This window comes from Mucilaginibacter ximonensis, assembly GCF_042686265.1.
Classification (GTDB): domain Bacteria; phylum Bacteroidota; class Bacteroidia; order Sphingobacteriales; family Sphingobacteriaceae; genus Mucilaginibacter; species Mucilaginibacter ximonensis.
Window position 1 is genome coordinate 260,059 of sequence record NZ_JBHUPD010000001.1, and the last position, 18,988, is coordinate 279,046.

19 protein-coding genes and 1 tRNA gene are annotated in these 18,988 nt (G+C 43.8%); 9 read left to right on the top strand and 11 right to left on the bottom strand.

What is annotated here, in order from left to right; translation table 11 throughout:
- The first annotated feature begins 41 nt into the window (after positions 1–41).
- Genes ACFS5N_RS01195 through ACFS5N_RS01205 form a run of 3 tightly spaced genes read left to right on the top strand, consistent with a single transcriptional unit; the run spans position 42 to position 2,062 of the window.
- A complete protein-coding gene (locus tag ACFS5N_RS01195) occupies positions 42–1,400 on the top strand; it encodes a sensor histidine kinase (RefSeq protein ID WP_377181369.1) in 1,359 nt (452 codons plus the stop codon).
- Positions 1,401–1,404: 4 nt separating this feature from the next.
- Entirely contained in the window at positions 1,405–1,791 is a 387-nt protein-coding gene (locus ACFS5N_RS01200; RefSeq protein ID WP_377181371.1) for a group III truncated hemoglobin, read from the top strand.
- Position 1,792: 1 nt separating this feature from the next.
- Complete coding sequence (locus ACFS5N_RS01205) at positions 1,793–2,062, top strand: UBP-type zinc finger domain-containing protein (protein WP_377181373.1); 270 nt, start codon at positions 1,793–1,795, stop codon at positions 2,060–2,062.
- A gap of 127 nt (positions 2,063–2,189) precedes the next feature.
- Here the strand turns inward: ACFS5N_RS01205 and ACFS5N_RS01210 are convergent, their stop codons facing one another.
- The 5 genes from ACFS5N_RS01210 to ACFS5N_RS01230 form a co-directional block, all read right to left on the bottom strand.
- Positions 2,190–2,984 carry an SDR family NAD(P)-dependent oxidoreductase gene (locus tag ACFS5N_RS01210; RefSeq protein WP_377181375.1) on the bottom strand — a complete coding sequence of 265 codons (795 nt, stop codon included), beginning with the start codon at positions 2,982–2,984 and terminating at the stop codon, positions 2,190–2,192.
- A gap of 23 nt (positions 2,985–3,007) precedes the next feature.
- Entirely contained in the window at positions 3,008–3,850 is an 843-nt protein-coding gene (locus tag ACFS5N_RS01215) for an oxidoreductase (RefSeq protein ID WP_377181377.1), read from the bottom strand.
- 140 nt (positions 3,851–3,990) lie between these two features.
- Complete coding sequence (locus ACFS5N_RS01220; protein WP_377181379.1) at positions 3,991–5,115, bottom strand: DUF6515 family protein; 1,125 nt, start codon at positions 5,113–5,115, stop codon at positions 3,991–3,993.
- Between the two features lie 201 nt (positions 5,116–5,316).
- Positions 5,317–6,441, bottom strand: a complete 1,125-nt coding sequence (locus ACFS5N_RS01225) for a carboxypeptidase-like regulatory domain-containing protein (protein WP_377181381.1) — start codon at positions 6,439–6,441, stop codon at positions 5,317–5,319.
- 74 nt (positions 6,442–6,515) lie between these two features.
- Positions 6,516–6,938: an SRPBCC domain-containing protein gene (locus tag ACFS5N_RS01230; RefSeq protein ID WP_377181383.1), complete on the bottom strand. Its 423-nt coding sequence runs from the start codon at positions 6,936–6,938 to the stop codon at positions 6,516–6,518.
- 168 nt (positions 6,939–7,106) lie between these two features.
- Between ACFS5N_RS01230 and ACFS5N_RS01235 the strand changes: the two genes are divergently transcribed.
- The 3 genes from ACFS5N_RS01235 to ACFS5N_RS01245 all read left to right on the top strand — a co-directional run bounded on the left by ACFS5N_RS01235 (position 7,107) and on the right by ACFS5N_RS01245 (position 9,403).
- Entirely contained in the window at positions 7,107–7,856 is a 750-nt protein-coding gene (locus tag ACFS5N_RS01235; protein ID WP_377181385.1) for an SDR family NAD(P)-dependent oxidoreductase, read from the top strand.
- Positions 7,857–7,913: 57 nt separating this feature from the next.
- On the top strand, positions 7,914–8,495 hold the full coding sequence (locus ACFS5N_RS01240) for a TetR/AcrR family transcriptional regulator (protein WP_377181387.1): 582 nt from the start codon (positions 7,914–7,916) through the stop codon (positions 8,493–8,495).
- 140 nt (positions 8,496–8,635) lie between these two features.
- Positions 8,636–9,403: an alpha/beta hydrolase family esterase gene (locus ACFS5N_RS01245; protein ID WP_377181389.1), complete on the top strand. Its 768-nt coding sequence runs from the start codon at positions 8,636–8,638 to the stop codon at positions 9,401–9,403.
- A gap of 12 nt (positions 9,404–9,415) precedes the next feature.
- Here the strand turns inward: ACFS5N_RS01245 and ACFS5N_RS01250 are convergent, their stop codons facing one another.
- From ACFS5N_RS01250 to ACFS5N_RS01260, 3 genes are all read right to left on the bottom strand, one after another.
- Positions 9,416–10,084: a hypothetical protein gene (locus ACFS5N_RS01250; RefSeq protein WP_377181391.1), complete on the bottom strand. Its 669-nt coding sequence runs from the start codon at positions 10,082–10,084 to the stop codon at positions 9,416–9,418.
- Between the two features lie 33 nt (positions 10,085–10,117).
- Positions 10,118–11,545: an amidohydrolase family protein gene (locus ACFS5N_RS01255; protein WP_377181393.1), complete on the bottom strand. Its 1,428-nt coding sequence runs from the start codon at positions 11,543–11,545 to the stop codon at positions 10,118–10,120.
- Between the two features lie 128 nt (positions 11,546–11,673).
- Positions 11,674–11,745, bottom strand: a tRNA-Arg gene (locus tag ACFS5N_RS01260).
- Between the two features lie 179 nt (positions 11,746–11,924).
- Between ACFS5N_RS01260 and ACFS5N_RS01265 the strand changes: the two genes are divergently transcribed.
- Positions 11,925–13,118: a metallophosphoesterase gene (locus ACFS5N_RS01265; RefSeq protein WP_377181395.1), complete on the top strand. Its 1,194-nt coding sequence runs from the start codon at positions 11,925–11,927 to the stop codon at positions 13,116–13,118.
- 116 nt (positions 13,119–13,234) lie between these two features.
- Here the strand turns inward: ACFS5N_RS01265 and ychF are convergent, their stop codons facing one another.
- Entirely contained in the window at positions 13,235–14,338 is a 1,104-nt protein-coding gene (ychF, locus tag ACFS5N_RS01270) for a redox-regulated ATPase YchF (RefSeq protein ID WP_377181397.1), read from the bottom strand.
- Between the two features lie 202 nt (positions 14,339–14,540).
- Here ychF and mgtE point away from each other — a divergent pair, with 202 nt between their 5' ends.
- Both mgtE and ACFS5N_RS01280 read left to right on the top strand, forming a co-directional pair.
- Complete coding sequence (mgtE, locus tag ACFS5N_RS01275; protein ID WP_377183878.1) at positions 14,541–15,926, top strand: magnesium transporter; 1,386 nt, start codon at positions 14,541–14,543, stop codon at positions 15,924–15,926.
- Positions 15,927–16,061: 135 nt separating this feature from the next.
- On the top strand, positions 16,062–16,574 hold the full coding sequence (locus ACFS5N_RS01280) for a DUF5362 family protein (protein WP_377181399.1): 513 nt from the start codon (positions 16,062–16,064) through the stop codon (positions 16,572–16,574).
- A 91-nt stretch (positions 16,575–16,665) separates the two neighbouring features.
- On the opposite strand, the gene ACFS5N_RS01285 is transcribed toward ACFS5N_RS01280, so the two are convergent.
- Both ACFS5N_RS01285 and ACFS5N_RS01290 read right to left on the bottom strand, forming a co-directional pair.
- The gene (locus tag ACFS5N_RS01285; RefSeq protein WP_377181401.1) at positions 16,666–17,001 is read right to left on the bottom strand and encodes a DUF3276 family protein; all 336 of its coding nucleotides are present in this window, start codon (positions 16,999–17,001) and stop codon (positions 16,666–16,668) included.
- A 122-nt stretch (positions 17,002–17,123) separates the two neighbouring features.
- Entirely contained in the window at positions 17,124–18,917 is a 1,794-nt protein-coding gene (locus tag ACFS5N_RS01290; protein ID WP_377181403.1) for an ABC transporter ATP-binding protein, read from the bottom strand.
- Between the last annotated feature and the right edge of the window lie 71 nt (positions 18,918–18,988).

Genomic DNA, 18,988 nt, shown 5'->3' on the forward strand with positions numbered 1-18,988 from the left:
TATACATTTAATCGTTATATTAGCTTAGCGAAATTTTAAAGATGCAGGTTCATTTTTTTAGCCGGATTAACCCCGCTTACCGGGGCATTTTCAGAAACTACAGTACATTACAGAACCTCAAAATAGTCAAGGTTATTAGCCTTGTTAATTTTCTGCTGAATATCTCACTGAGGCTTATTGTACTGACATATGACATCCCTACAGATCGCATTAAACACTATGACGAGTTTAATGATGCCAATATCCTTGCGTCTATTTTAAACCCCATTTTTTGCTTGCTCAGCATAGTGCTGATTGCGCAATATGAGCGGGGTAAGCCTAAACATATTTTGAGCCAGATACTGGTATTGTTATTTGGGTTGTTTATTCTGTTTTCAGGTATGCGGGCTACTTTTTTTGCCATGCACAACCCGCGCAACACCATGCTGATGTATTTGATTGGTGTGGTAATTACGGGCGCGTTTTTTACGTTTGAGTTTTTTGAGACCATTTTAATTACGGTTGTCGCCGGTATTTGTTTTAACGTGCTGCTGCCTCATTATCAGGAGGGCGCCAGCGAGATAATTATGAACAACCTCGGGTCATTGGTGGTTTTGGTGGTATTTTACTGTATATCAAGGTTTTCCTTTTCATATCGGGCCGATAATTATCTAAAACTAAAAGCCATTGAAGAAAAAAATGTAGAGATTGAAACAGCCAGTCGCCTTAAAAATGAGATACTGGGTATCGTAGCGCACGATTTACGTAACCCGCTGGCGGCCATCCGGGTTTTAGCCACTATAATGGAGGATGACCGTACCATCAATGCCGATAACAAGGAAAACGTCCAGATGATCAAAGCATCGTGCGATAAAGCAAATGCTATCATTAACGACCTGATTGAAACGGCTCATAACGACAAGGACAATGTTTTTGATATAGAAGAGGTCGAACTGAATCAATATTTATTGAAGATTGTAGACGAGTGGGCCAAAAACAAAACCGGCCATACCAATATACTTTACTACGGCACCAATAAGCCCATTTATACCCATATCAATACCGAAAAGATGCAGCGCGTGATGGATAACCTGATCAGTAACGCAGTTAAGTTTTCGAAAGATGGCGACCATGTGGAAATCAGGCTGCGGGTGGATGATTTTGGACAGATATTTATAGATATCAAAGATTTCGGAATGGGTATCCCTGAAGCTATGCTGCCTTATATATTTGACCGTTTTTCAAGAGCAAGCCGTAGGGGCCTGAGGGGCGAAGAATCTGTCGGACTTGGCCTGAGTATTGTGAAGCAAATAGTAGAGAAACACGGCGGCAGTATAGAGGTGTCGAGTGCCGAAGAAAAGGGTACTACATTTACCATTCATATGACGGCCGTGCGTCATAACAACACAGAAACAAGATAGCACTATGGCGGGCGAGATTTTAACATTAAACGATATCAAACTACTGGTTGATACCTTTTACGAACGGGTTAGGGAAAATGCTTTGCTGGCCCCGATATTTGACGAACGGATACAGGACAACTGGCAACATCACCTTGAAAAGATGTACCGTTTCTGGCAAACTGTTTTACTGGAAGAACACACTTACCTGGGCAGCCCGTTCCCGCCGCATGCCAAACTACCGGTTAAGCATGAGCATTTTGAAACCTGGCTTAACTTATTTAATCAAACTGTTGATGAGCTTTTTACCGGCCTAAAAGCCGAAGAAGCTAAATGGCGCGCTGCAAAAATGGCGCAGATGTTTGAGGCTAAAATTCATCACGTACGTAATAACCCACTAAATATTTTATAATATGGCACAAAGCTGCAAACACATCGACGAGATAACCGAACTAAAAACGGCAGAGGCCTATGTTTGCGAGGAGTGCATTAAACATGGCGGCCACTGGGTGCACCTGCGCACCTGCCAAACCTGTGGCGTAACCTTATGCTGCGATAGCTCGCCGCATACGCACATGACCAAACATTTTCATGAAACCGATCATCCTGTAGTGATCTCGGCCGAGCCTGGCGAGAAATGGTTGTGGTGTTATAAGGATGAGGCCTTTGTGGGGTATGAATAATTGCTAAGTTAAAAAGAGGGTGTCACTCTGAGCTACGTCGAAGAGTGAGCGTAGGCCTGGCAGCTTGTTTAGCCCGCGCTCATGCTTCGAGAGCCTCAGCATGACACCCCGTGTATAAAAATAACAATTAAAACGCTCCCTTCAACAAACCGCCCTCGGCGCGTATAGCTGCACCGTTGGTAGCCGATGCCAGCGGGCTCGCTACGTATGTGATCATATTAGCCACTTCATCAACAGTTAAAAAGCGTTGAATTAAAGAGGTAGGCCGCACACTTTTAAAGAAATCAGCCTCTATTTGATCAGTTGTTTTATTTTGACCTTTGGCCAGGCTTTCAATAAAACCGCCGACGCCTTCAGAAAGGGTAGGGCCGGGCAGTACCGAGTTTACGGTTACATTACTGCCTTTGGTAAGCTCTGCCAGGCCACGGGCTACGGCAATCTGCGCAGTTTTGGTCATGCCGTAATGAATCATTTCATCAGGGATCTGTATGGCCGACTCGCTTGAAATAAAAATAATGCGGCCCCAATTCTTCTTTAGCATTTTACCAAAGTAAACGCGCGACAAGCGTACCCCGCTCAAAACATTTATTTCGTAAAAACGCAGCCAATCTTCATCGCTGATCTCGGCAAAAGCTTTGGGCTCAAATATCGCTACATTGTTAATCAGTATATCAACCTCAGGTACTTCGGCAAGCAGGGCGTCAATTTGCTCTTTTTTGCCAAAGTCGGCAACAACGCCTTTTACCTGCTGGTTGCCGGTTGCCTGAATGATGTTTTTTACCGCCTCGTCCACACGTTGTTGGGTACGGCCATTCACAATCACCTGTGCACCTTCATGCGCCAGTTGCTTGGCTGTAGCATAGCCGATGCCGGCGGTTGAACCGGTTATCAGCGCTACTTTATCTTTTAATTGTAAGTCCATAAGTGTTATTGTTCAGGGTAAATTTATTGTTCGTCTTGCGGATAGTCGGCGCCAATGGTTGTTTCCTCCCAGGCATCAAAATCTCTTTTCAATACATCCAGTTTATTACGGGCTCCTTTTAAAGCGGCTACACCGAGCAACAAATGTAAGGGTGGATTTTCAGCCTCAACAGCTTTTACAATGGCTTTAGCAGCACGAACGGGGTCGCCGGGTTGTTTGCCGCTGTAGCCGCGGATGGCTTGCTTGTTAGCTTCGGCCGTTTCTTTATAATCCGGAATACTGATCTTGCTGTTATTAGCCGAGCGACCGGCCCAGTCGGTACGGAAACCGCTTGGGTTTATTACGGTAACTTTTATACCCAGCGGAGCGGTTTCTTTGGCTAATGCCTCTGAATATCCGTCGACAGCAAACTTTGTAGCGTTATAAAAGCCTACACCGGGGAAACCAACCAAGCCGCCTATTGATGCAATGTTTACAATATGCCCGCTGCGTTTAGCGCGCATAAGGGGCAGTACGGCCGTGGTCATGTGGGTAAGGCCCCAGAAATTGATTTCGAACATCCGGCGTACTTCGTCTTCTTCGCTTTCTTCAATTGCGCCGAAGTAACCAATGCCTGCATTATTTACCAATACGTCTATCTGCCCAAACTTTTCATTAACCTGCGCTACGGCAGCTTTAATTTGAGTTTCGTCAGTGACATCTAATTTAACCGCTACCGCGGTGTGTGGAAATGCGGCTATAATATCCTGTACATCGTCTGTATTGCGCGCGGCGATGCCGGCACGATAGCCCGCCTCCAGTACTTCTTTAGCCAGCTCCCTGCCGAAACCGGTTGAACAACCTGTTATTAACCAAACTTTACTCATTTTTTTCAAAGTTTAAATGTTTTATCAAAATAACAGCATAAGCCATAATTGTTTGTCATGCTTATGTTTAAACTGTGAAACAAAAAAAGGGCAGACACCCAAGCGATGCCTACCCTTAATTGAAATTATTAATATTAAACTTATTGGCCGGGGGTGTTATCCGGCGTTCCCATTACTTTGTATGCTTTTTTACCGTTCTGGTCATGTATCTCCTGGTAGTAAAAATCGTCAGGCGATACGTAGTAAACCTGTCCGGCTATCCTGATTCTGCGGCTGTCTGAAGGTAAGCTGTAAAAAATGTCGCCAATTTCAGGCATCGCTACTGCAGGTTGCTGCTGATTACCTGACGGCGGAGCCATCTGGCCGCCATCGTCCTGATAGCCGCCCTGATCCTGATTCTGATCAGGAGTATCTAACTGTCCGTCTTTGCCTGCTACCTGATAAACTACAGTGCCATCATCTTTAGTTACCGGTATATAATAAACACCGTTGGCTTCATAGTATTGCTGACCATTGATAACGATTGACTGCGCATTGCTCGGTAAACTGTTCACAGCAGCGCCTATAGGCGGCTCAACTACGGTATAGTTACCATTATCATAGTTATAAAAATAACCGCCACTGTAGTAAAACTGCATATCATTCCACCAAAAAGGGTAATATCCGTAAGGTAATACGCCAAGGCTAAAGCCTAAACGCGGATAGTACAGGCTGCCATAAAAACCGCGGTTATAATAATAGCCGTAATGCGTAGCCCATGGGCTGTAACGATAGCCGTAATAAGCACGGCCACCATAACCGTAACCACCCGGATAATAACGTCCGTTACGGCTATAACCGCCACGGAATGAACCGTAACCGCCTCTGTAACCCGCCCCGCCTCTAAAAACCGGAGATGTTGCATGAGCGCCGCCACGAACAGCGCCCGGAGTGCCATAAGCGTTTACCCTTGGAGAAGAAAAACCATTAACCCGGGGTGAATAGCTGCGCGGAGAAGAAAATGTGCCTTGCGGACGGCTAAAACTGCTGTTGCCGCGAGAAAAACCGCCGCCAGACGAATGGCCAAAACTGCTGCCACCGCCTCTGGAAAAGCTGCCGCCACCGCCGCCGTGGAAACCACCTCCACCGCCACCACCATGGAAACCGCCACCGCCGCCACCACCAGAATGTCCGCCGCCGCGCTGGGCGTCAGCAGGGATGGCTAAAAACAGGCATAATAAACCACTTAAACCTGCTAATGTTAAATATTTCGATATCCTTTTCATAATTTGTGTTTTCCAACGGCTTTATGCTGTTGTTATTAGTATAGACTAAAAAAGTGCCAGAGGTTTAATTGCACATGGATATATTTCAAAAACGCTGCCAAGTTTACCATTGGTTGACATTGTGAGCGCGATGGGTGATCTGCGATGATTTGGATTCACTTGTAATCACCGGGATTAGATACCGGCTTTACCTAAACGGGCTTATTTGGGTTCATAGGTGAACGGCAATTTATCGCCAACTTGCAACCATGACCAGTAATCGGCGCAATAAAAGCTGCGATAGTCGGAATAATTGCCGTGTGCATCTACCAGGGTATGGTCAACAAACATTTGTACCGTAGAGGTCCCCGTCATCGAAAACCTTTCGGTGCTGCTTGCAGAGGCGCCATCATCGTTAGTTATGATAGTATAAGACGTTACCGAAGGTTTAAACGGTGTATAAACTATTTTTAATTGTTTAAAAGATACCCTTACAAAATTACTGTCAATGCGGGTGACATGATGCCTCATATCTGTGGTGCTATCGTTTACTATTAATTTCTTCAGGCTGTCGTTATAGGTCACTTCATAGGTTTTAAAACCCTGTTTATCGCTGTTGCCGGCGTACAGGCTTCGCAAGTAATGCATTAATGACCCGTAATAAGCTTTTTTGCGGTTTTCGTCCCATTTTTGTTTTTCTCTTTTACTGCCCTGCAGTTGTTCAAATATACATTCGCCGCCGTAGCCCGTAACCCGTGTGGCAATATCATACCTGAATAACTTGAGTCGGTATTTAATGCGATAACCAAGTTTTGGGTTTTCAATGATCAGGAAATCAGGTGTGGTAGCTGTTAAAACATTCTTGTTAAGCGTAAATTCAATAATATCAGGGTTAACTATTTTACAACTTTGTGCATTATTGGTTATCCCTAAAAATTTAGAGATAAATATGGTCATCAATGTTTTTCGCTGCCGGTCTTCGATTTTGTTGCTTAGCTTGCCTTTTTTTGTCGCATCTATGACAACCTCTTTCAGCACGGTCAACTTTTCTTTCATTACAAAATCTACCCTTTGCGGTCCATCAGATACCATAAGGCTTTTTTGTTCAGCGTTGTAGCCAACTATGCTGGCGGCTATATTATAGTTACCCGGCTCAATGCTTGTAAAAAAGAAATTTCCTTTATCATCTGTCACAGTATATTTTTCTGAGCCGTCGATAAACACGGTAACAGCTTGCAGCGGTTCGCCTTTCTCATTTTTAATATTCCCGGAGATAGGGTAGGTGTGCTGAGCACTGGCCGTAACGCGCAATAACAGCAGGAGAGCAACACAGATAATATTTTTCATTCGGATAATGGTAGGTTTTCATTCTAATATAAAAAATATTTGGTTAGTCTGTATTTTAAGCGCTGAAATCGGTATTAATTTTCTTCGCAAAGCTCTTTCAAACCTTTCAGTACCTTGTCCCATCCTTTAACAGATTTGCGGTAGCGTTTCTCTGCGCCTTCGCCACTGCCAACGTCGTCGGTTATATGTATAGTGGTAATGCCGTTTTTATGGGTTAGTTTATCTGTAACTACAGATTGGCTGCTGTCTTTACGGTTATGGAGTGTGTATTGCAGTAACCAGGGTTGGTCAACTTTGTCAATCACTCCTCTTAGCTCAATAGGGATAATCCAAAACAGCCGGCCTTTAAAGGTTATCTGGCTTCCGGGTTTCCAGGTGGACTTAACCCGGCAGTGAAAAAAATATTTCTTCGTTTTTTCAGGATTAGTTAATGCATCCCACACTGCCTCTATGGGTGCGGTAATATCTATTTGTTTTTTTACAATGTGTTCTTTCATAGCGCGATATATTATAAGTAACCTTTGTTTTAATAAAAAGTTTCGATGGCGAAAGTGCGGCAATTGTCATGAAAAAATAAGATTTCATTATTTCTGGAACGATTGTTCCATTTTGTATATAAATTTGGAACGTTCATTCCGAAATAAAACAATGAACACCCTTTTAACATGAAAAAATTAGAAAATAAAGTAGCAGTAGTTACCGGTGCATCCAAAGGAATTGGCGCCGGCATAGCCAAAAGCCTGGCTGCAGAAGGAGCAGCCGTAGTTGTAAATTATGCTTCAGCCAAAGAGGGCGCAGAAAAAGTAGTGGCCGACATAGTAGCTGCCGGTGGCAAAGCGGTTGCCGTACAGGGCGACGTATCAAAAGCAGCCGACGTTGAGCGCCTGTTTACCGAAACTAAAAACACCTTTGGCGACGTGGATGTACTGGTAAATAATGCCGGTGTTTATGAATTTGCTGCCATAGAAGCCATTACCGAAGAGCATTTTCACAAGCATTTTAACACCAACGTACTGGGCTTGCTGCTGGTAACTCAGGGAGCCGTGAAAAGCTTTGGCGAACGTGGTGGCAGCATAATCAATATCAGCTCAACCGTAACCCGTATTACGCCTCCGGGCAGCGCCGTTTATACCGCAAGTAAAGGCGCTGTTGATTCAATCACACAGGTATTGTCAAAAGAATTGGGCCCTAAAGGTATCCGCGTTAATGCAATAAATCCGGGTATGGTAGAAACCGAAGGTGCGCACACCGCCGGCTTTATCGGCAGCGATTTCCAAAAACAAGTGGAAACTCAGGTGCCACTGGGTCGTATAGGGCAGCCTGATGATATTTCGCCAATTGCCGTGTTCCTGGCTTCTGACGACTCTGGCTGGTTAACCGGTGAAACTATTATAGCCAGCGGTGGCATGCGTTAAGCAAACGCTGAAAAAATTAGTAAATTTGCCCCGCTAACAACGGGGCTTTTCACATATATGGCCAGAACAAAAGATTTTGATGAACAAGCGGTGTTGCAGAAGGCTATATGCCTTTTCTGGGACAAAGGCTACAATGGCACTTCAATGCAGGATCTTGTAGATGGCCTTGGCATTAGCCGTTCAAGCCTGTACGATACTTTTGGCGACAAACATCAGCTGTATTTGAAAGCACTCGACGCCTATCAGCAGCAATACGGTACTCAATTATGTAAATTGACCGCGCAGTCGGGCTCGGCTAAAGATGCAATCAGGCAGATTCTTGATTTAGTGATTAACGACTTACTGAATGACGAGCAGCGCAAAGGCTGTTTTATGGTTAACGCAGGCATTGAGCTGGCCAGTCATGACCAGGACGTAAACAATATGATTTGCCAGACCGAGCAACAACTGGAGCAAGCCTTTGCCAAAGCGATAAGAGAGGGGCAGGAAAAAGGTGAAATAGGAAAAGATAAAGATTCGCAGGCCCTGGCCCGTTTTCTTAATAATACCGTAAAAGGGATGCAGGTTTCAGTAAAATCTACTACTGACCGCAGCTTTTTTGACGATATTATCAATACCGCAATCGGAGTACTCGGATAAGTTTGTCAAATAATCACAATCTTCAACTTACTATTTCATATATTTATTTAGCGCGCCGCTAAACCCTTAAACGGCTTGTCGCTCTAAATGCCATGTTCTCCATTAAGCGTCAAAGTGTTTTCGCCGCAATAATTTGCGCAATGTTTTTATTCGTCAGTCTGGCTGTAAAAGCCAATAACGGCGATTCTGTAAAAGTGATGCACTGGCGGGTAGGCGATGCCGATCGCGAAGCCATGATTTATATACCTGCCGGCGCAACCAGCAAGCCAACACCAATAATTTTTGTATTTCACGGACATGGAGGCACCATGCAAAATATGTTTCGTGCGCGTGGGTTTGACAAACTTTGGCCTGAAGCTATAATCATCGCCCCACAGGGACTAAATACACCGGGACAACTCACTGACCCAGCCGGTAAATTGCCCGGCTGGCAAAAAGCCCCGGGCGATATGGGCGACCGGGATTTGTTGTTCTTTGACGCGATGCTGAAAACCATGCGCAAGGATTACAAAATTGATGATAAACGCATTTACGCCACCGGCCACTCCAACGGCGGCGGGTTCACCTACGTGCTTTGGGCCGCCCGGGGTGATGTATTAGCTGCAGTGGCGCCCTCGTCGGCCGCCGCTTTGCGCTTGCTGCCCGATTTGAAACCAATGCCCATGCTGCATATTATGGGTGAGAAAGACCCGCTGGTTAAACCTATATGGCAGAAGATGATGTATGAGAAAGTGATGAAGATCAACAGCTGCTCGGCCACCGGCCAGCCTTATGCGCCGCAAGCTACGCTCTATCCATCGCCAACAGGCACGCCTGTAGTACTTTACATCCATCCCGGCGGGCACCAATATCCGCAGGAGGCTAATGAGGTAGTGATTAAATTTTTTAAGAGTATGGCAAAGCGGTAGGCAAGTGGCCAGTTAAAAGGTATACATTATCCTTACATCCAGGGCTACGTTTGGCAACAGGTCGTCGCCTGGTTTGCTGCCTTCACTATCAAAGTTCATATCGATGCCGGTGTAGCGATATACCGCGTTGGGGTTACTCATTCCCGTATATTTAACTTTTCTGTAGACGCCGCCAACCCCGGCGGCAAAATCAAATACAAAACGTTTAAGCGCTATTTGCATGCCATATTTTGCATTGCCGGCCAGCCTGGTTTTAAGCACATGGACTTTCTCTGAATAGGTAGGTGTATTACGGCCGGTATCAGCCGCAAACGTCTCATTGTGGTTGAAATTTACGTTTAGATAGGCCAGATCGACAGCCACATAAGTACGAAACTTAAGATCGTCGGTATTAGGAAGAAAATACTTTTGTTCGAGCTGATAACGCCAACCCTTATAATCAGCGTAATAGAAATCGGGCGTTATTTGCGTCATACGTGCAACCTCAACCACAGTCGCCCACTTTTCGGCATAGTTGCGCTGGTAGCCAATCTGAATGCCCGGATTTATAGGATCGATTAGACGAATTGGGGAAACAAAAATTTGATTAGGATGCGTGTCAGGCTTATTTTGAGCTAAGGCGAAATCAGCCTGTAATATAAATAAAAATAGCAGGAAAAGTTTGTAGTTATTGTTTAGCATGATAAGGTTTATTGACAACAAGATATAAAATAATCAATTCATACCCACATGCCCTTTAACTGAGTCAAAGATCTTCTGCGAATCGAAACCAATACCATTCTTAAACACCAGTTCGGTTTTGCGAATGTTTTTGATATCTTCTGTAATATCTCCGTCTGTTAAAACCAAATCAGCTTTTTTACCCACGACTATGGTGCCTATTTCCGCATTGCGGCCCAGGTATATAGCTCCGTTAAGCGTACATATTTTGATGGCTTGTTCAGGTGTGAAGCCGGCATCAACCAATAATTCAATTTCGCGATGATTGGAGTATCCGCTTACTACGCGTCCGGCCCCGGTTGGGTCAGTGCCGGCAACCAGTAAACCGCCCATATCATAATACATTTTCTCCCAGCGCTGGTTCTTTTTAAATAATACAGCGCTCGCCTGGTCGCGGTTTTGTGATGCCTGCCATATTTTTTGTACTTTGTCTTTTGCCTCAATGATCAGGGCATCTTCTCCGCCCCCGGGTACCATTTCGTGTCCGGTATAAGGTTCAAATACCGTTAAAGTGGAGGTAAGCGCCACATGTTTGCTGATCATAAATTGCTGCAAACTTTTCATTTTAGGGCTGTTTACATCCAGTTTTAGCAATGACAGGCGCTCGTCGTTGTCATTTGTTTTGTCGTCGGTTTTAAGCGTGTCGAAATCGCCGCTTGCCATAAACCCGTGTTCCAGGTCGTCAATACCAAGTTCGGCAGCTTCGCGGTAAGTTACCGCACCAATATGGCCGGTTACTTTCATGTGCCTTTTATGCGCTTCTTTAATAACAGCGGCCATATCGGCTTTGGTAGCATGAACATACATTTTGAAAGATGTGCAGCCCCTGTCGGCCCAAAACTTAACTGTCGCAAGGGCATCTTCAGGTCCTTTAACCGTATTTAAAGCCGGGATATCATAACCTCCTGCTTCTTCAATATAAGGGGCGGTGACGTCCATATCAGGGCCAAGCGTCTTGCCTTCGCTTATTAATCTTTTTATAGTCAGGTCGGTTTGTGGTTCTATGCTACCTGCGGTACGTATGGTGGTAGCGCCTCCTGCAAGGTATAAGCGTGGAAATGAAAAAGGCATTTCGGCAATATTGAAAAAGCCGCCGTCCATTACCGTGTAATACATGTGCTCATGTAGCATCACCAAGCCCGGTGTAAGGGTTTTGCCAGTGCCATTAATTACCTGGGCATCACTTGGTACAGCTATGCGCTTAGCATCGCCTACCTGCTCTATTTTGCCGTTATTGATGATGACAGTTTGATCTGCTTTTGCCGGATTGCCCGTGCCGTCGATCAGCTTTACATGGGTTATGGCCACCCGGGGCGCATTAACTTTTATAAAAGGTGTTACCTGCGATGAAAATTGTTGAGCAAAAGTATTGGCAGTAATACCCAATAATAGCAGGCTAAGAACTAAGCTTGTCTTTTTCATTGAGTAAACTTAATAAATTATCGGAGCAAATCTAAGGCCCTGTTTTGGGTAAATTAGCGATGTTTTTAAGACAAACAACATAAAAAAAGCCTTCAGACTAACGACTAAAGGCTCTTGACTTAAAGGTGTGCTCCCGACGAGATTCGAACTCATATCGATGGTACCGGAAACCATAATTCTATCCATTGAACTACGGGAGCATTATTTAATGGCAAATATATAAAAATGCTTTTAAGCGATGCCTTAATTGCCTGTTAAATGTAAACATCTGTTACAAAACGTCTCATAACAGGGCTTTTTGCTAATTTGCGGCGCCAGCCCAAAATATTTGCTGAGATTTTTAAAATGTTTTAGCGGGCCGGTCGTCTATTGTTTTATAATGAGAAAAAGAGTTCTGTACATATTGTTACTTTGGCTGTTTGCCGATGTTTATTTCTTCAGCGCTGTTACTACCCTAACAGCAAATCCTATAGCACATTTGGCCTATTGGTCTGTTGATATTCTGATAGTTTTAGGTGTTGTTTTTACCATGATGGTACGTTCGCGCGGTGCGGCACCCAGAGCCATATCACGGGTAATGGGGCTGATGTTGCTTTCTGCTGTGCCTAAAATAGTCGGTACGCCGGTTTTATTGATGGAGGACATTGTTCGTGCTTTTAATGGTTTCCCGCCGCGCAGTGCCTGGGTGAGCGAATTGGCGCTGATTGTTGCTGCTGTTCCGTTTTTGGGTTTGGTGTTTGGGTTAACTAAAGGCCGTCATCATTACGTAGTACATAAACACACCCTTTATTTTGACGATCTGCCTGATGCGTTTGACGGTTTTACACTAACGCAACTGTCAGATATCCATGCGGGTAGTTTTACCAGTGAGAAAGGTGTAAACAAAGGCATTGAGATGGTGAATGCACAGCACAGTGACGTTATCCTTTTCACCGGCGATCTGGTAAACAACAAAGCTTCAGAAATGACGCCCTGGATTTCTTACTTCGCCAAACTACAGGCGCCTATGGGTAAATATTCCGTGCTGGGTAATCATGATTATGGCGATTATGTGCAATGGGAAAATGCCGGTGTAAAAGCCGCCAATTTGATTAGCCTGAAAAATGTCCATAAACAAATTGGATTTCGATTGCTGTTGGACGAAGCTGTTACACTTAGCAAAAACGGCCAGACGATCTCGTTAATAGGTGTTGAAAACTGGGGTAGCACATTCCATAAATATGGCGACCTGGAAAAGGCCGTAAAAAATGTTCCTGACGATCAGTTCAAGATCCTCATGTCGCATGATCCATCGCATTGGGAGGCAATTACTTTAAATCACTTGAAACACATCAATCTCACCCTGGCGGGGCATACTCATGGTGCACAGTTTGGTATTGAACTATTTGGCTTTAAATGGAGCCCGATAAAATACGTTTACAAGCAATGGGCCGGCCTGTACAAGCAAAAAGACAGATACCTGTACGTGAACCGGGGGTTCGGTTTCCTGGGCCTGAAAGGTAGGATAGGAATATGGCCTGAGATAACGGTGCTTACGCTGAGGAAGAGCCAAGAATCAAGAGCCAGGAGTTAAGAGATAAGAACCAAGCGACAAGACGTTTAAATAAGCCAGTATAAAACAAAAAGAGCCAACAATCAGATGATTTATTTATCTTGATTCTTGGCTCTTGATTCTTGTATCTAAAGAAACTACACGTTGAAACGGAAATGCATAATATCGCCATCCACAACTACGTAGCTTTTACCCTCAACGCCTAATTTACCGGCTTCTTTTATAGCTGCTTCTGAACCATTGTATTTTACAAAATCGTCGTATTTAATAACCTCTGCGCGAATAAATCCTTTCTCAAAATCGGAGTGAATTACGCCTGCAGCCTGAGGGGCGGTGAAGCCTTGTGTGATGGTCCATGCCCGAACTTCCTGCACACCAGCAGTGAAATAGGTAGCCAGGTTTAACAGCTTGTAAGCAGCTTTGATCAACTTGTTAACGCCCGATTCGGTAAGTCCCAGATCGCTCAAAAACATCTCACGCTCTTCGAACGATTCCAATTCGGCAATCTCAGCCTCAATTTGCGCCGAAATGATTAATACGCCGGCATTTTCATCCTTCACGGCTTCTTTAACTTTCTCTACATAAGCGTTGCCTGTATTTACCGAGGCCTCATCAACATTGCAAACATAAAGCACCGGCTTGGCGGTTAATAATTGTAAATCGGTAATATATTCTAGGTCTTCTTCGGCAACTGGCGCAGTACGGGCTGATTTTCCTTTTAGCAAATGCTCTTTAACCACGGTCAGCACTTCAAAGGTTTTTTTAGCCTCTTTGTCGCCACCGGTTTTAGCCATCTTTTCAACCTTCTGTATCTTTTTGTCGATACTTTCCAGGTCTTTTAATTGCAGCTCGGTATCAATGATCTCTTTGTCGCGAAGCGGATCAACGCTACCGTCAACGTGGATCACGTTATCGTTATCAAAACAACGCAGCACATGCAAAATTGCGTTGGTAGCGCGTATATTGCCTAAAAACTGGTTACCCAAGCCTTCACCTTTACTGGCGCCTTTTACCAGGCCGGCAATGTCAACAATCTCAATTGTGTTTGGAACAATAGCCTTTGGGTTAACAATTTCCACTAGTTTGGTCAGGCGCTCGTCCGGAACAGTAATTACGCCTACATTCGGCTCTATAGTACAGAACGGAAAGTTAGCCGCCTGTGCCTTAGCATTTGATAAGCAATTAAAAAGAGTTGATTTACCCACGTTTGGCAAACCCACAATACCACATTGTAAAGCCATTTAATAGTTATTAAGTTGATTAAGTGAGTAGTGGGTTAGGTTTATAACTGATAACTCAGCTAACCATGCAACCTGATAAACTACTCACCAAAATTTGCGCAAAGATAACAGAAAATACTGCCTTGTTTTTTGAAAAAATAAACGACTTTTGCACCAGCAAAAAAAGGAACGATACACCCATGTAAAATTTAAGCCCGATATGATGGAAGAAATGGTTGAACAAATTGAATTGTTGCTGGAGCACAATAACGAACAGCAGCTTCGTGAATACCTTAACAACCTTAATATATCAGATGTCGAAGAACTGATAGATGAACTTCCGCAATATGGGCCGCTTTTTATAGAGACGCTGTCGCTTAACCGAGCAGCCAATGTGTTCCGTATTCTTGACTTCCCTACGCAAGAGCGCATCATCAAAAAACTTTCGGGAAAAAAGACTGCCGAGATCATCAACGAACTACCGCCCGATGACCGTACTGCATTTTTTGGCGAACTGCATGGCGACGCCGTAAAGGCACTTATCGCTCATTTATCGGCAGCCGACAGAAAGGAAGCCTTAATATTATTGGGCTATGAAGAAGATAGCGTAGGCCGGTTAATGACACCCGATTACATAGCCGTTAAAAAAAGTTGGGATGTTAACCGTGTACTTGCACATATCCGTCAATATGGTAAAGATTCTGAGACCATTGATGTTATTTATGTTTTGGGCGATAGGGGCGTCTTGCTCGATGATATACGTATCCGAGAAATATTATTGGTTGACCCAAATACCAAAATAAGCGAGCTTATGGACGGTCACCTCATCGCCCTGAAAGCTACTGATCCGCAGGAAGAGGCGATTAACGTGTTCAGAATGAACAATCGCACAGCGCTGCCGGTTACCGACGACCAAGATGTGTTGCTGGGCATTGTAACCGTCGATGATATCCTTTGGATAGCTAACGAAGAATACACTGAAGACATACAGAAAATAGGTGGTACCGAAGCCCTGGACGAGCCCTATCTGGATATCAATCTCTTTAAACTGGTTAAAAAACGGGTAGGTTGGTTGATCATCCTGTTTTTGAGTGAAATGCTAACGTCGACCGCGATGCAGTATTTCAATGATGAGATTGCGGTAGTCATACAGCTTACTTTCTTTATACCGCTCATTATGTCAAGCGGTGGTAATAGCGGGTCGCAAGCCTCAACCTTAATTATTCAGGCTATGGCACTGGGCGAGGTTACTCTGGCTGATTGGTGGCGGGTAATGCGCCGCGAAATATTATCGGGTTTAATGCTTGGCGCTATATTGGGAAGTATTGGCTTTTTAAGAATTGTGCTCTGGAGTACTTTCAGCGATATTTATGGTGCGCATCCATACCTGATTGCGTTGACTGTGGGTTTATCATTGATAGGTATAGTTTTGTGGGGGTCTTTAGCGGGCTCTATGCTACCGATATTAATGAAACGCTTAAAGCTCGACCCGGCAACCTCATCAGCACCCTTTGTAGCTACCCTGGTTGATGTAACCGGTCTGATCATTTATTTCAGCATGGCGCTGGTGGTGATGCATAGCGTGCTACACCCTGTTTTAAAGCATTAGTAAGCCAACGTTAGTTTCCTGATAATTTATTGAGCTAATCGCATAATTATCGCACTGTTGTTTTGGTTAAATAAATTATTGTTTAGCTTTAAGGAGACTTATAACGCTATTATTAACGAACTTAAATCTTAACAAATGGAAGAAACTTTTACTAACGCGCCGCAACCGGCTGCAGAACAACCACAAGGCATTATTTTATTGCAAGACGCGCAGGCTTACCTGGTAACGGCTGGTAAATGGGCCAGGTTTTTAGGAATATTAGGTTTTATTGCAACCGGTTTTGTTACGCTTGGCGCTTTATTTATAGGCACAATGATGTCGGCAATGTCCACTATTGCGCCAAGAGGCCCCTTTTTTATGCTGGGCGCCGCTGCCGGGGGCTTCATGACTGTTTTTTATTTGCTGATAGCCGTACTTAATTTTTTCTGTGCCCTTTACCTGTATCAATTTGGTACCAGGGTTAAAAATGGTGTTGCGTTTCAAAACTCGGGCGAGGTTACCAGTGGTTTAGGTAAGCTGAAATCGTTGTTTAAATTGGTAGGTATTGTAACTATAATAATACTGGTGTTGTATCTGCTAATTTTCATTGGTGCTATTGCCTTCGCATCGCACATGACCCATGCCACAACTCCTGATTTTGGTAGCTAATAATTGAATTACCAACAGATAACAGCAAAAAAGCCCTGCCGGTAAGGCGGGGCTTTTACTTAGGTTTATAATTAAAGTTCCTGGTTGCTTATTATAGGTTCTCAAACGAGAAATCATCGTCGGCTGTAGCTTTTGCAATTTCTGGCGAGTCGGTGTACTCGTAACGTTTCTCTACAACTTCCTGATGCTCTTTAATATAATCGATTGTGCCGTTCAAGCCTTCAATAAATTTTTCAAAATCTTCTTTATAAAGGAAAATTTTATGCTTGATAAAAACGTTGTCCTCCAGTCTCTTCTTGCTCTCGGTAATGGTAATGTAGTAATCGTTTGATCGTGTAGCTTTTACATCAAAAAAATAAGTCCTTTTACCCGCTCTGACTTTCTTTGAAAAAACCTCTTCGCGCTCTCTGTTGTCAAAATCTCCCATGCTTAGTGTTGTTGTAGTTTAGTTTTGTTAGGCATAAATATAAATAATTTTTTAAACCACAAGTATTAAAACAAATATTATTAGCTTTTTTTATGATTTAAAGGTAAAAGTATTAGTATTTTTTAACTGCCCGATACTTCTTCTTCTTCAAGCAACTGTTTTTCATATAATTCAAAATAGCTACCCCGTTGCTGCATAAGCTGTTGGTGATTACCCTGTTCAATTATTTCGCCGTTATCCATTACCAGAATGTTATCGGCGTTTTTAATGGTTGATATACGGTGTGCTATAATAATATTTGTTTTGCCCTGCATGATACTGCCCAGGTTGTGCAGTATCTCTTCTTCTGTACGGGTGTCTACTGCCGACAAACAATCGTCAAAAATTAATATCTGCGGATGCTTGAAGATAGCCCGCGCTATAGATACCCGCTGTTTTTGCCCGCCGGATAGCGTAACACCGCGTTCTCCAATCAAGGTTTTAAAGCCATGTTCCAGCTCTATAATATTACCATAAACCGCAGCATCTTTAGCCGCTTGTTCCACTTTCGGCATATCCATTACATCAGCACTAAAAGCTATATTATTAGCTATGGTGTCTGAGAACAGAAAAACTTCCTGCGGTACAAAGCCAATCTGTGAGCGATAGCTTTCCAGGTTAAGTTTCTTTACAGATTCATGGTCTACCAGTACATCGCCATCTGTAACATCATACATCCGCAGCAATAAATTGGCTATGGTTGACTTGCCCGAGCCCGTGCGGCCGATAATTGCCACCATCTCACCCGGATTGGCTGTAAAAGTAACATTCTTTAAAGCCTGTATGCCGGTATCAGGATAAACAAAGGACACATTTTTAAACTCAATTAAACCATTTATGGTACGCTTGGGTACGTCGGGCGATATGATCTCAGGTTTTTCATGCAGAAACTCATTGATGCGTTTTTGCGAGGCTGCCGCCCGTTGAATCAGGGAGGTTACCCAACCTAACGCCATTACCGGGAAAGTAAGCTGGTTCAGATAAACTAAAAACTCTGCGATGTTACCAGGCGTAATGGTTCCTTTCATCACTTCAACACCACCGATATAAATGGTTACTACGTTGGCAAACCCTACCAAAAACAACATCAGCGGGTAAAACGCAGCTTGTACCTTAACCAGTGCCATGGAGTGCACTTTATAATCGTCGCTTTCTTCGGCAAAACGTGCGCGTGCATGGTTTTCACGAACGTACGATTTCATGATACGGATACCCGAGAAATTCTCCTGTACAAAGCTGGATAGGGCAGAAAGGCGCTCTTGTATTTTCTCGCTGCGGAAATTAATAATATTGTTGACGTAGTAAATAATTACAGCCAGAATAGGCATCGGTGCCACCGAAAATATGGCTAGCCGCACATTCACCGTTAACATAGCGTATATCACTAAAACGAATAAAACTATGGTATTGATGCTGTACATTATACCCGGACCCAGATACATGCGCACACGGCTTACATCTTCAGTGACACGGTTCATCAGGTCGCCGGTATTGTGACGACGGTAAAAGGCCAGCGATAACTCCTGGTAATGATTATAGATCTCGTTTTTCTGATCGTACTCAATATGGCGCGACATGAGAATGATGGTCTGTCGCATAAAAAATAAAAACAACCCTCGGATGAGGTATAGCACGAGGATTAACAGGCCAAATAACAGCAAACTGTTACCAAAAATGTCGTAAACCATATTTTGCCTGTCAAACCCTGCAAAAAGATGATAAACGCTGATGTTTTCCATCACCAGATCAAGAGCCACGCGTACCACCTGAGCCGGTAACACAATGAAAATGTTGGATATAATTACAAACAGTACGCCCGGAATAAGACGCCAGCGGTATTTTAAAAAATATTTATTGAGATGAGCGAGATCTTTCATAGATAGTAACCGCAGCGCGAACGCCCGGTAAGCAAAAATACTTTATTTGGTTTTGATTTTTTGTAAGAAAA